This is a genomic window from Paraburkholderia bannensis NBRC 103871 (assembly GCF_000685015.1).
GTDB lineage: Bacteria > Pseudomonadota > Gammaproteobacteria > Burkholderiales > Burkholderiaceae > Paraburkholderia > Paraburkholderia bannensis.
Genome location: NZ_BAYA01000006.1, coordinates 176,614 through 190,155 on the forward strand (window position 1 = coordinate 176,614; position 13,542 = coordinate 190,155).

The following is a 13,542-nucleotide window of genomic DNA, read 5'->3' on the forward strand; positions in this document are numbered from 1 at the left end:
CCCTCGCCTCTACGCAGAGGAAGTACACGCTACCGACCACTCAATCAGCTACCTTCAACCACGAGTTTGCGATGACGGCGGTGCGCGCCGAACCGTTCGTCATGACGCGCAGCATTGAAAAGATCGACGTATTTCGACGTCACGACATCGATCTTGTAGCGCTTCGCGACATCGCCCACCAATGCGCAAGCGTCCAGGTATTTCTGTTTCTCCGAGGCGAATGCGGCAATGATCTGCGCAACCGTATCGACCGGCACTTCCCAGTCTTCAAGCTCGACAACTGCACCGGCAACGTCCTGCCCCTGTGTCAGCATGTTCCGGATATCGCCGACGTCCGAGGCGATATAGGGCTTGCCCGCGAACAGACAGTCCACGATCGTCAGCGGGAAGCTCTCTGACTTGAATTTGGTGAGCATGATGCCCACGTCCGCAGACGCATAATGGCCGACGGAGTTTTCCGAAAAGCCTGCCAGGTAGACGAAATCGTCCACACCTGTCTGGCAATACTCGTCGTAGACAGGACCGTTGCCGACGAGAACCAGGCGAATGTCGCGACTGGACAGCTTGCGCGCACGTGCGACCGCCTCAATGGCTTCGGCCCAGCCCTTGTCCTCAATGGCGCGACTCACGCAACACAATACAAAGGCATCGTCCGGGATTTGCATTTGCGCACGGCTCACCGGCGTGATCGTCGGCGCCATCATGCCGTTGGCGATCTTGACGAAGCGCGTGGAGGCCTCGTCATAGAGTCCTGCGTCGGCAAACGGGACGACGTTCTTGTTGGCCGTGAAGACCCAGTTCGTGACCTTCTCATCCGCCTGCAAGAGCTGTTCGTCCGTTACGCCGAACGCATCGTGCTCAATCATGCCGTGCAGCGATGCAACATGAACGCGCAGTTCATCGAACACGTCCGGCACCTGGAACGGGTACTTCTGGATGTGCCAATGATGCGAGTTGAGCGCCTCAATGCCGAACTGCCGGATAACCTCGCGCGTCTCGCCGAGATCCGCCGTCTCCACCACAGGTACGTCGTTGCGCACCATGCCGCGGATCCGGTCGAAAAAGCTCATCAGGCCCGTGTTGAGCAGCAGAACCGAATGTCCCTGGCGCTTGAGTTCGTTGGCGATGCGAATCGGCAGAATCTCTGCGCCGCCGGGGCTGAAGCCCATCGTTGAGACGATGATGTTCGGAACACGACGCTGCCGCGCCTGAAGCACTGACAGATAGTCATACCAGCGCAGAAATTCTTCGTAATCGCGGCCAACCATCTTCCAGTAGAAGTCTTCGTAGCCTTTGCGGCAGCGTTCGAGCACTTCCAGCGGAACATCGTAGAGTTCAGCAGCAGTACGACTTGCCAGGCCCACTTCGCGATAGAAGATTTCCTTCTTATAGGTCGTATCCGCCGTGCTGCCGGGATAGCGCCGGAAGAAGTTGATCGCGTCGCTGCGATAGGCGATCTTGCCGCCGCGCAGCACGTGGAGATAGAACACCCAGTCGCCGGCGACGCGCATCGACAGCCACGACTCGTCCTGCAGCAGCGGCAGGTCGACCGGTCGACGGAACAGCACGCTGCTTGCGTTCGGAATCGTGTTCTTGATGCCGAGTGCCGTCTTGACTTCGTTGTGCGCAGTCTCGAGATAGTTGCCCTTCCACTTGTCCGCGCCTTCGAGGTCGCTCAGGTACAAATGGAAGTCGCCCTCGATAGGGTCCTCGTCGCGGTCCACGAACTGCGAGTACCCATAGGCGAGCAGAACCGCCTCGTCGTCAAAACAGCGCACGAGCCGTTCGAGGAAATGTTCGTCGCAGTAATCGTCGCTCTCGGCAACCCACACGAGCTTTCCGCTCGCTGCCTGAATCCCCTTCGCCCACTGGCGGAAAACACCGCCGGAATTCGTGGTGTTGTAAAGGGTACGCGTAACCTCGGGATAAGCCGCGGCGTATTCGTCCAGCACCGCGCGGCTTTCGTCGGGAGAGCAATCGTCCAGCAGCAGGACTTCGATGTTCTTGTAGGTCTGCCCGTAAATACTGTCGAGCCGCCGCCTCAGGAACGGGGCGTGGTTGTAGTTCGGCACGATGACCGAAACTTTCGGCATAGCCTGGCCCGGCGCAATACCGGTAAGCGCGCGCGACGTCTCGTTCAGGGAACTAAAGCCCGTCCTGCTGTCGGGTTCGAGGGCAACACCTTCGTTCCAGTCATTCCAGGCATCCAGGAAGACGGCACGTTGACCGTCGGAATGCGACGTCCGGGTTCCCTCAATTGCCGCGTCAAGCCAGCGACGATAGTCCTTGACGTCGAACCGGGTATAGACGACCGCATTCGCCGGCGCCGTAGCCGTGTTGTCGCGCGCGAGCGTGACGACCGGGTAGCGCGCGTGCACCTCTCCCGTCGATTGCGCGATGCGGGCAATTCCGGCACCCGCGACGACGCTGTAGGGAACCACGTTCACGTCATTGAACTTGCGCCCAACGAACTGCCCGACCTCCGACGCCGCGGGCAAATCCAGCGCTGCGTCGACAATTTCGTCGAGTGCAGCGTGCGCAGCCTCATCGCGCGCCGATGTCCAGCGACCGATGAAATACGGCACGGGTACGCCCTGCTCTGCCAGCCCCAGGCGCAGTCGCGCGAGGAAGGCTGCAGCGTCCTGGGATTCGCAGTGAATGCTGACGAGAACGACGGGCTTCGCACCGAAGCGCATGTAGCGGCGATCGGCGACGACATGCGCAAGACGCTTTGCCAGCACCGAGGCGCGATCAGGCATGTCGGCTTCGATGTTCACGCAGAAGCGAATATCGGCGCAGTCGGTTGCGAGGAATCCATCCACGGGCTCAGCCTGCGCGATGCCGTCTTCGCTCGCGCGAAGGTCAAAGCAAAAAGCGTGGATGCCGTGGGCGCGCGCGATCCGCATTTGGCGCAACATGACGTCGCGATCCTGCGGGTCATAGAATCCCAGCACGTCACTCGGCGTAACAGGCTGCACGTGGCCTTTGAAGAGCGGCCGCCCGGCGCGCACTGCACTCCAGTCGAATGACTTATAGAAGGCGACCAGCTTGACGTCGGGCTCGATCTTGCCGAAGAGAATCTCATCTTCGTGGACATCCTTGAGCGGCGGCGCTGCGTGCCGGCACTCTTTCGCACCGGCAATCGCGTAGTGCCAGAACGGATTGATGCCCGCTGCCTGGATGTCCTTGTAGGTCTGCAGGTAGTACCGCGTGTCGAAATCGTCGGCTGGCTTACGGCCTTCGCGCCAACCATGCTCGCAGTAATGCCGGATCAGTGCTTGCGGCGACAGCCCGGCGAGATCCGGATTCACCGATGCGTAATAGGACGTGTCGAACAGACCCGATTGTTCGATGACCGCGACTTCGTCGTTGATGCGATCACTATGCGGATCATGCGCAACGGGCTCGGCAGCCAGCTGCACGGCCTCCAGTTGCGCCACCTCTTGCTCGACGGACGGCGTGCGAGTGTCCGCCTCGCCTTCGGCGGGCAGCAGGCGACACACGTTACGGCCTTCCGCCTGACCGAAACGCAGGTAGTGCGTCAGAGGCTCCATGCCGACCTGCGCGACATCGGGACTGTCCGCCAGATACTGTGCCGTATTGAAAAGAGGCGATGGGTTGCGCTGCTCGCGCCATCCGTGAGCGAGATAGTGCAGAACCGGATCGATCCCGGCAGTACGCACGTCCGGGTTCTGCTCGACATAGTAAGCACTGTCGAACAGTTGACTGTTGCGGAGCGTGCGCGCAGCGGCTTTTGTCTGCAAAGTACGACGAAAACGCGCCACCGGCAGCGCGCCGAGCGCGTGCCGATAAGCAGTCGCCCCCTTGCGGATGCCAACAGCCAGTCGCCATGTGCGTGAAGCAAAAACTTCCTGCAGTCGGCCACGCTCTGCGGCAACCAGCGCGTTGCTCGCGTCCAGTTGATCGGTCAGGGCAGCAACATGTCCTTCGCGCTCGCGAAGGACATGTTCAAGGTGCGCCCCATGCGCTTCGCGCTCTGCGAGACGCGCAACGCCTTGCGCCACGTCGTGCGTGAGCGATGCGATCCTGCTTTCTGCTGCGGCAACGGTCTTGTTCAACGAGACGACCTGTGCGCTACGTTCGATGACCTGCCGGTTCAGGCTGGAAACCTGCACGTCGCGCTCCGTAACCGCGCGGCTCAGGTTGCGATTGACCTTCTCACGTTCGGCGATTGTCCCGGCGAGCTGCGCCAGATGCGCAACGTGCTGCGCAACAACGTCCTGAAGCAGGTCGATCTGTTGGCGGTGCTCTCCGGCGGCATCCTGGACAGCGCCGAGTTGTGCGTCACGCGCGGCAACCGTGCCGTGAAGATCACCGATCTGCGCGTCACGCTCGGCGATAGACCGCTGTAACGCTTCGACCTGCCCGGCTTCCTCGCCAACCGCGCTGTTCAGCTCGCCGATCCGCGCGTCGCGTTCGGCAACAGCCTGATGCAGCCAATCGACTTTCGCCCCGCGATCCTGCGATTCAGCCTGGAGGCGGGCGATATGCCCAAGACGCTGCCCCAATTGCGTGTGCCTTGCCCGAAGGAGATGAACGGCCTTCAATGCGACCGTCGCTTCAGCCTCCGAGAAGCTCTCCTTCGCGTCGGGCACCCGCGTGTCATAGCCGAACGCCTCGAAGTCGTTCGCATACATGACGCGCAGCAGTTCGGCGCTGCGCGCAGTCAGGAACTCCGGCTGGAAAGGAATCAGGCTCTCGTTGGCCCGGTGTACCGCGAAGGGATCCGGCGTGTGATCGCCGAGCCAGCCCTGCAAAGTCTTGCTGAATTGCGCCGAATCCTCGATTTTCGCGATCTGCGAGTAGTCGATGACGTCCGGCCTCAGGATGGACACCTGGGGCACCCAGTGATGATCCCAGAACGACGGCGCTTCGTTAGCGGCGAGATGCTCGAGGAACGCCTCAAACGCAGGCGCGATGTCCTGCCGCGATTTCATCGGCAAGTGGAAAAAGTCGAAGCTGAGATAGCGGCCGACCTGCAGGGGCTCCTGCAGAACCAGCTTTGACTGCCAGGCTGAGAAGATCCGTTTATAGGGATTTCTCACGAGCGCAAAGCGGAAATACTCATCGGAGGTCAATGCTCCAATGAGCTGCTCTTTCACCAGACCCGTGACGTGGGGAGCAACCTTATGGGATTCGTGGACGACGAGATCCGGATCGGATTCCGAACTGTCGTTGATGTCGTGCAATGCCTGCGCGTAGCCTTCGAGCGCGGCAAACCACCATTTCAGGGAGGTGCAGGCGACCTTGGGTGTCGCTACATACAGGAGCTTGCGGCGCTCAGAGCGATAGCTATTCCAACGCAGGAACTCGAATAACTTCTCCTGCCCAGCCAGCTTTTCATCTACAACGTCACTCATATCCCGTACCTCAATCCTTCCCAAAACATTGTCACTTTCAAGGGCATCCGGCGACGAATGCGTTGCAGCTCAGCGCCCAGATCCCGGCCACCCTGGACTTGTCCAGATGGTGATCAGTCGGATCGGGATTCTTGAAAAATTCGTGTACCAAACCACTTGAGCGATCAAGCGTCGCCTCTGCGACGTCGAAATAACGGAGATCGAGCTCGGCTGCGAGCTCCGCAAGTGCTTTGTTGTAGCGAGTCGTCAACGCTGTGCGGTCGTGCAAACTGACCGAGATCTCGCTGCGCTTGTTGGCGACGTCGCCCATGTTCACACCGTCGCCGATGGTGGGCAGGCTCGCACCGGTCACACACAGCCTCGTGAAGCCCATGTCACGGACTTCTACGAGAAACTCGCGATAGGCGGCCAATGATTCGCGGAACTGCGCCTCTACGCTCTCGCCGTTCTGCTGTGCACGCCACCACATGACGAAACCGCAGTCCACCTCGCCGAGGTGAACGACGATGTAGGCATCCTTCGGCTGACGCTGCAGTGCTTCCTTGAATATCGTGATCGCGTTAGTCAAGGAATTGGGATTTCTCAACCCGACGGCCGTTGCGCCTGGCACGATGGAGAAGTGGCGACTGTCGACGTTCAACAGGTTGAGGTCGGCCGCGAATGCAAGCGCTTCGAGATGCGAGTCGCCTAGCCCGACCAGATGCTTGTTCATGCCGGGCAGGACTCCATCAGATTCAGCGTCGGCTCACTTCCCGCAAGGTCTACGTAGCCGAAGGACTTCTGCTTGGCCGTGGGAGCGACACGGAACATGATGGCGTCGAGGACGCGATGCGCGCACGAAGGTTCCTCCATGGACCAGATCCCGCCGCCAGCAAAATAGGCGCCCTGGATCAGGTTCATCGTGAAGGTAAAGTTCACCTTGAACTCCGTGCCCGCGCGCGCCTCGGTCACGTACTGACCTTCCTCCGGGAACCTCTGCCCCGTTATCACGGCGCCCTGGATATTGCGAATATGGATGCCGAAGTACACGCCTGCGAAGTCCTGCATGAATGCGCCGGACATCTCCAGAACGTAAGCTTCGCCGGGCTGCAGGACATTGACCTTTTGGCCCTTCGCGTCACGAAAAGCAATCGAACGAATCTCGGCGCCCTGCGACGGATAGCTGGTCGTCGTGTCGGGCACAAGGCCCGGATCGAACGTCGCGACACTTTCCGTGGGAGCGGGGACTGCGGCTTCCGCAACGGACGCCACCGTCTGCTCGCTGACCTGCTGCGAGTCGCGTTGCTCACTGCGGTCTGCTGCCAGATAGTGCTCGATCAGGCTCTCGTATTCGGCGCGCGGCGCATAGAGGAGCTTCTGATAAGCCCTCACTGACTGAGGCGCCGCGCCATACATGATGCGCCGGCCGGAATCCAGGAGAAGTGACCGCTCACACAATTCGATGATGCTCGCTGCCGAATGCGACACGAACAGAATCGAGGTTCCACGGCTTTTCAGATCCTCCAGACGCGCGAAACACTTGCGCTGAAACTTCTCGTCACCGACTGCGAGCGCCTCGTCCACGACAAAGATGTCTGGGTTGATCATCGCCTGAATGGCAAACGCAAGGCGCACGACCATGCCGCTCGAATAGTTCTTGACAGGCTGATCGAGGAAATGGCCGATGTCGGCAAAGGAGACGATGTCGTCGAAACACGCCTCGACTTCCTCATGCGTCAGCCCGAGCACCGCCGCATTCAGAAAGACGTTTTCGCGCCCGGTGAACTCAGGGTTGAAGCCCGAACCGAGCTCCAGCAGAGCCGCAATGCGGCCGCTCGCCTTCACTGAGCCCTCGGTCGGATTGAGCGTGCCGCAGATCATCTGCAGGAGCGTCGACTTTCCACTGCCGTTACGCCCGATGATGCCGACGGTCTCGCCGCGCTTGACCTCGAAGGAAACGTCACGCAGCGCCCAGAATTCGCGGAAATACTGTGTCGCCGGCGCGCCTAGCATGCCTCGAACGCGCGGGAGGACGAACTGCTTCAGGCGATCTCGTGGCTGATCGTAGATTTGATAGCGCTTGCTGAGATTCTCGACCTTGATCGCGATATCAGAGGACATCCGCAAATCCCTTACGTGTCTTTTGAAACCAGGCGAAGCCTAACCAGGCGCTCAATGCCCCGATCACCAGATAAATACCGAGCGACGTGAGGTCGGGAAGCTTTCCCCAATACAGCACATCGCGCACCGATTCAATCGCCGACGTTAAAGGATTGATATAAATCAATGTCCGATACGCTTCCGGCAATGAAGACGCCGGATAGAAAATCGGCGACAGGAACATTAAAACGGTCGTCACAATGCCGATGACCTGGGACACATCACGCAAATACACCCCAAGAGATGCAAGCGCCCAACTCAACCCCATTGTGAGAAGCAAAAAGGGAATCACTACGAGCGGCAGCAGCAGCACCGTTGCGTGCGGCATGCCAAACAGGATGCAGTAGGCGATCAACCAGACGAGCAGGCTGATTGCACCGTGAAACAGTGCCCCGCCCATACTGACCCAAGGGAGTATTTCCAGCGGGAACACCACCTTCTTCACGTAGTTCGGGTTGCTCATGACGAGCCCCGGCGCACGGTTGACACACTCTGAGAAGAGATTGAACAGCATGAGCCCCGCGAACAGCACGAGCGCGAATTCGGTCTTGGACGTGCTTGCGGAGTTCCAGCGCGCCTTGAATACCCCGCTGAAAACGACGGTGTACACGGCAAGCATGAGCAGCGGGTTGAAGAAGGACCAGAAGATGCCTAGAAACGACCCTCTGTACCGGCCCAGTACTTCGCGCCTCACGGACACTCTGATAAGCGTGCGATTCCGCCAAAGGCTGGCCGCAAGCTCACGAGGATGAATCGAGAACTGTTGCATCAGAAGAACACCTTCACCACGTTTTCCGACAGATCAAACGCAACATTAAAAAATTAACGTGCGCGAGCAGCCTTAACCGAATTGGCAATACCGGGGATTCATGTCGCGCTGCACACCCGGAGCACCCAGGTGTCCGGGAACAGGATGAAATTCGAAGATGAAGACCCCGACGTTTGCTCCATAACAGCTTGAACAAATCGTATTTAGCTAGATCCAGCCAGCCTTTTAATTATTTATAACTTCGTCTTTTTGACACGACACAACAAATCGAACGATTTAACATCGATTTAAAGTATTTCGCGCAAAAATCGGAATTTACAAAACTTTCCAAAGCTTACCACAACTGTCCAGATCTTATCAGAAGCAAAACATGGGAAAAGGCTCCTCACGTCGCGCACCGACAACAAACTTGATCGAGTCAAGATGCACGGTGAATTTTATGTGACGCAATTTGCACATTTTCCAAAAAATAAAATATCATCCCCAAAACAATGTTCGACAAAAAGCAGATCGGTACATTTTTTGCACATTACGACAAGCAGCAATGATTGACCTATCTGGCCTGAATGCCTCTCAAGTCTGGTCCACAAAAAGCGCCTTTCATCACCTGAGCACGCTGACGGGCACGGAAAGCAAGCGGACTGCAGAGCGGCGCCTGCACGACCTGCGCATCCTTCCGCCAGAGCTCGACGCGCATGCCCTCGTCGATGAATTGGGACGAACCGCAATTGGGCCACTCGCGACCTGGGCGGTAGAACAGGCGCGCAGGCAGCGTCGCCTCATCCTCTTCGCACAATTGGCTCCGCTTCCCGACGGCCAGCCGTGTCTGCACGCCAACGACGCGCGGGGCGCCCGCTATTGGCTGCCGCTGCCCTCGCAGCCGGACGCGCGCGGCGCGCGCGAGGCGTTGCAGCGCGTCCAGCAGCACATCCAGCGCAGCATCACCGTGCTGCCATCCGGGCCGCTCGCCGGCTTGCTCAGAGACGCCCCCTCAGACGCCTCCATCGAATTCGTGCCGCAGATCTACCGGCCGGCCCCCGATACGCCACCTCTCGACAAGCCGCTGCGTCGAGCGCTCTCCGCGCACCTGCGACGCCTCGAAAACGAGAGCATCTTCATGCTGCGCGAGGCCGTCGCGGAGGCGGAGAATCCGGTCATGCTCTATTCGGCCGGCAAGGACAGCAGTGTGATGCTGCATCTCGCCCGCAAAGCGTTCTACCCAGCACCGCCGCCATTTCCGCTTCTGCACGTGGATACGCAATGGAAGTTCCAATCCATGTATCAATTCCGTGACAGCGTTGCGCAGACCACGGGAATGCGACTGCTCACGCATGTCAATCCTGAAGCGAGAGCGAGGAACATCAACCCGTTCGATCACGGCACGGCCCATTACATCGACATCACGAAAACCGAGGGCCTGAAACAGGCACTCGAGCAGAACCATTTCGACGTCGTGTTCTGTGGCGCACGGCGCGATGAGGAAAGATCGCGCGCGAAAGAACGCGTGTTTTCGTTGCGCTCGGAGACGCATCGGTGGGATCCAAAGAATCAGCGCCCTGAATTCTGGAGTCTCTACAACACCCGCAAGAATCGAGGCGAAAGCATTCGGGTTTTTCCATTGTCGAACTGGAGCGAGCTCGACATCTGGCAGTACATCCGCGAAGAAAGCATTCCGGTCGTACAGCTTTATTTTGCGAAGCCACGGCCGGTTGTGATACGCGACGGCATGATCATGATGGTCGACGACGAACGCTGTCAGATCCTGGCCGACGACGAAATCCAGATTCGCAACATCCGCTTTCGCACGCTCGGGTGCTATCCACTAACGGGGGCAATCGAATCCGACGCCGCCACCGTCGACGACGTCCTGCTTGAGCTAGTCAACGCAAGGCAATCCGAACATCAAGGCCGCGAGATCGACGGGGAAAAGACGGGCAGTATGGAAAGAAAAAAGCAGCAAGGGTATTTTTGATGGCTCGCCAACGCAAAATCGGCACTACGCCGCTTCGCCCCCTCAGAGCGAGCGAACCCACGACTGACATTCAGACGTGGCTCGACGAGCAGCCACAGTTGGACACGCTGCGCTTCATGACCTGCGGCAGCATGGGAGACGGCAAGAGCACGCTCATCGGACGGCTGCTATGGGATGCGCAACAGCTTTTCGACGACCAGCTGGCAAGCCTTGAAACTGAATCTGCGATGCGCGCGAGCCCGAGTGACGCCATCGACTTTACGCTTCTCGTGGATGGCCTCTCGGCCGAACGCGAACAGGGCATGACGATCGACGTCGCCTATCGCTTTTTCGCTACCCGGCACCGCAGGTTCATCGTTGCCGACACGCCAGGGCACGAGAAGTACACCCGCAACATGGCGACCGCGGCCTCAACGGCCGACGTCGCCATCGTGCTCGTGGATGCGCGCCACGGCGTCCAGACGCAAACGCGCAGGCATGTATTGCTCGCTTCGCTGCTCGGCGTGCGCCGTATGGTGCTGGCCGTCAACAAAATGGATCTGGTGGGTTTCGAGCGCAGCCGGTTTGAAGCCGTGGAACAGGATTTCCGGCAGATCGCGCAGTCGCTGCGGATTGAGGAAGTCGCCTGCATACCGCTAGCAGCACTGCACGGCGACAACGTTGCGACGCGTTCGACCCGCATGCGCTGGTATAGCGGGCCGACACTGCTCGGTTGCCTGGAGACCCTGGACACCGCACCGCCATGCGAAGCTGCGTTCGCCTTCCCGGTTCAGTGGATCAATCGCGCCACCGCGGATGCTCGCGGCATGGCCGGCACGGTCGCGTCGGGCGTTGTGCGACGTGGCGACGAAGTCCGCATCGCCGCGTCGGGGCAGTGCGCGAAGGTCGCTGCAATCGTGACATTCAACGGCGATGCACAGGAGGCTCGCACGGGCGATGCAATTACGCTGGTTCTGGATCGCGCGACTGACGTTTCGCGCGGCGATGTCCTATCGCTTGCGTCGGAACCTGTCGAGCTTGGCGACCACTTCAAGGCGACCATCATCTGGATGCATGAGGAGCCGGGACTGACAGGCCGCAATTACGAGATGAAATTGGCAAGTCAATGGCAAAGCGCATCCATTACGACGATCAAACATCGCATCAACGTCGATACGCAAGCCGCCGAATCGGCCCGCGAAATCGCATTGAATGAAGTCGCTGTCGTCAACATCGCCACAGGCAAACCTGTTGCGTTCGCACCTTATGGATCATCGCGGACGCTGGGCAGTTTTCTTCTCGTCGATAGCTTCACGAAGAACACCGTTGCGGTCGGCATGATTCAATTTAGCCTGCGCCGCTCGCAGAATGTTCATCGGCAGCCGCTCAGCATTACGCGCGAAGACCGCGAACGAATGAACGGCTATGCCGGCAAAGTCATCTGGTTCACCGGTCTGTCCGGGTCAGGCAAGTCTACGATTGCGAATGCGGTTGAACAGGAGCTGTTCGCAGCAGGCCGGCGGACATACATTCTCGACGGCGACAATATCCGTCAGGGGCTCAACAAGAATCTCGGCTTCGACGACGCCGATCGCGTAGAGAACATTCGCCGCATCGCCGAGGTCGCAAAACTGATGCTGGATGCCGGCTTGACCGTGCTCACTGCATTCATTTCCCCTTTCCGTCGTGAGCGCGCCATGGCGCGTGAGCTGATTGGCGCAGATCGATTCGTGGAAGTCCACGTAAGCACGCCGCTAGACGTCTGTGAACAGCGCGACCCCAAGGGTCTCTACAAAAAGTCACGCAGCGGACAGTTGCCGAATCTCACAGGAATCGGCAGCGCATACGAAGCTCCCGAGCAAGCCGATCTGGTTCTCAATGCGGACGGCATCTCCGTGGATGAATGCGTGGAGCGAGTCCTTCGTGCATTGGAGCGTTGAAGAAGACTCCACGATCGAGCGACGATAGCGGGACGTTTCGGCCTGCCGCCCAGCGTCCACTGTCGCTCGCGGGCGGTAGGCTCCTTTCCCGGTAAACTATGAGCGGTTCGGGCACGCCCGCCCCTTTCAGCAACATTTCTCTATCTAGCCCCCTTGCAAGCCAACGCAAAACCGACGGCCACCACGGCTCGCATCCCAGCGGACTCACGACGTCTCCACGTCGCCCTCGTCTGCAACACCGCGTGGGCGATCTACACCTATCGACGCGGACTGTTGCGCGCACTGACGCAAAGCGGCGCACGGGTGAGCATCATCGCGCCGCGTGATCGCACCTTCGAGCCGCTCGCGCAGATGGGTTGCGAGTGCATCGACCTGCCGGTCGCCTCGAAAGGCACCAATCCGCTGCACGATCTGCGCACGCTCCTCGCGCTCTTCAAGCACTATCGCGCGCTCAAACCCGACGTCGTCTTCCACTACACGATCAAGCCGAATATCTACGGCTCGGTCGCGGCCTGGCTCGCACGCGTGCCATCGCTGGCGGTCACGACGGGCCTGGGCTATGTGTTCATCCAGAAGAGCCGCGCCGCTCAGGTCGCCAAGCGGCTTTATCGTTTCGCGTTTCGATTCCCGCGCGAAGTCTGGTTCCTGAATCGCGACGACGAAACCGCCTTCCGCGAAGAGAACCTGCTTGCGCACCCCGAACGCGCGCGGCTGCTGCACGGAGAAGGCGTCGATCTCGAAGATTTCGCCTTCGCGCCGCTGCCACAGCGCAACGAATTTGCATTCGTGCTGATCGGCCGACTGCTGTGGGACAAGGGCGTGGGCGAGTACGTCGAAGCCGCGCGTCAGTTGCGCGCGCGCTATCCGCAGGCGCGTTTCAAACTGCTCGGCCCGGTTGGCGTCGACAACCCCAGCGCGATCACGCGCGAGGAAGTCGCCGCATGGGAGCGCGAAGGCGTGATCGAGTATCTGGGCGAAACGGCAGACGTGCGCCCCTACATCGCCGACGCCGATTGCGTAGTCCTGCCCTCTTATCGCGAAGGCGTGCCGCGCACGCTGATGGAGGCGAGCGCGATGGGCCGCCCGATCGTGGCCACCGATGTGCCGGGCTGCCGCGAAGTCGTCGCCGATGGCGAAAACGGCTTGCTCTGCGCGGCGCGCGACGCGGCGTCGCTCGCGGCCTCGCTGGCAAGAATGCTCGATATGTCCCCTTCAGAACGCGAGTCAATGGCCACGCGCGGACGGAAAAAAATCGAGAAAGAATTCGACGAACGGGTTGTGGTACAACGCTACCGGGGCTTGATCCAGGACATTACCGGATCGACTTTCTAACTAGATAAATTGAGAGCACAGGGAATACAG

General features: G+C 59.6%; 7 protein-coding genes. 3 read left to right on the plus strand and 4 right to left on the minus strand.

Going from position 1 to position 13,542, the window contains the following annotated elements; translation table 11 throughout:
• Positions 1-44: 44 nt before the first annotated feature.
• From BBA01S_RS45135 to BBA01S_RS12115, 4 genes are read right to left on the minus strand one after another with little or no spacing between them, the layout of a single operon-like run.
• Positions 45-5,381, minus strand: a complete 5,337-nt coding sequence (locus BBA01S_RS45135; protein ID WP_052391733.1) for a glycoside hydrolase family 99-like domain-containing protein — start codon at positions 5,379-5,381, stop codon at positions 45-47.
• 37 nt (positions 5,382-5,418) lie between these two features.
• Positions 5,419-6,093: a hypothetical protein gene (locus BBA01S_RS12105; RefSeq protein ID WP_042296874.1), complete on the minus strand. Its 675-nt coding sequence runs from the start codon at positions 6,091-6,093 to the stop codon at positions 5,419-5,421.
• Positions 6,090-7,481, minus strand: a complete 1,392-nt coding sequence (locus BBA01S_RS12110) for an ABC transporter ATP-binding protein (protein WP_027816681.1) — start codon at positions 7,479-7,481, stop codon at positions 6,090-6,092. Before BBA01S_RS12110 ends, BBA01S_RS12105 begins: the two co-directional genes overlap by 4 nt.
• A complete protein-coding gene (locus BBA01S_RS12115) occupies positions 7,471-8,289 on the minus strand; it encodes an ABC transporter permease (protein ID WP_027816682.1) in 819 nt (272 codons plus the stop codon). Before BBA01S_RS12115 ends, BBA01S_RS12110 begins: the two co-directional genes overlap by 11 nt.
• Positions 8,290-9,352: 1,063 nt before the next feature.
• Here BBA01S_RS12115 and cysD point away from each other — a divergent pair.
• From cysD to BBA01S_RS12130, 3 genes are all read left to right on the plus strand, one after another.
• Positions 9,353-10,261, plus strand: a complete 909-nt coding sequence (cysD, locus tag BBA01S_RS48070) for a sulfate adenylyltransferase subunit CysD (protein ID WP_281176965.1) — start codon at positions 9,353-9,355, stop codon at positions 10,259-10,261.
• Positions 10,261-12,180: an adenylyl-sulfate kinase gene (cysC, locus tag BBA01S_RS12125; protein ID WP_084162082.1), complete on the plus strand. Its 1,920-nt coding sequence runs from the start codon at positions 10,261-10,263 to the stop codon at positions 12,178-12,180. Before cysD ends, cysC begins: the two co-directional genes overlap by 1 nt.
• 192 nt (positions 12,181-12,372) lie before the next feature.
• Positions 12,373-13,512 carry a glycosyltransferase family 4 protein gene (locus BBA01S_RS12130; RefSeq protein WP_027816685.1) on the plus strand — a complete coding sequence of 380 codons (1,140 nt, stop codon included), beginning with the start codon at positions 12,373-12,375 and terminating at the stop codon, positions 13,510-13,512.
• Positions 13,513-13,542: the final 30 nt, after the last annotated feature.

What these genes read in the sequence shown, in the direction of transcription:
- BBA01S_RS45135 (WP_052391733.1), bottom strand. Translation starts at nt 5,381, where the DNA reads ATGAGTGACGTTGTAGATGAAAAGCTGGCTGGGCAGGAGAAGTTATTC.
- BBA01S_RS12105 (WP_042296874.1), bottom strand. Translation starts at nt 6,093, where the DNA reads ATGAACAAGCATCTGGTCGGGCTAGGCGACTCGCATCTCGAAGCGCTT.
- BBA01S_RS12110 (WP_027816681.1), bottom strand. Translation starts at nt 7,481, where the DNA reads ATGTCCTCTGATATCGCGATCAAGGTCGAGAATCTCAGCAAGCGCTAT.
- BBA01S_RS12115 (WP_027816682.1), bottom strand. Translation starts at nt 8,289, where the DNA reads ATGCAACAGTTCTCGATTCATCCTCGTGAGCTTGCGGCCAGCCTTTGG.
- cysC (WP_084162082.1), top strand. Translation starts at nt 10,261, where the DNA reads ATGGCTCGCCAACGCAAAATCGGCACTACGCCGCTTCGCCCCCTCAGA.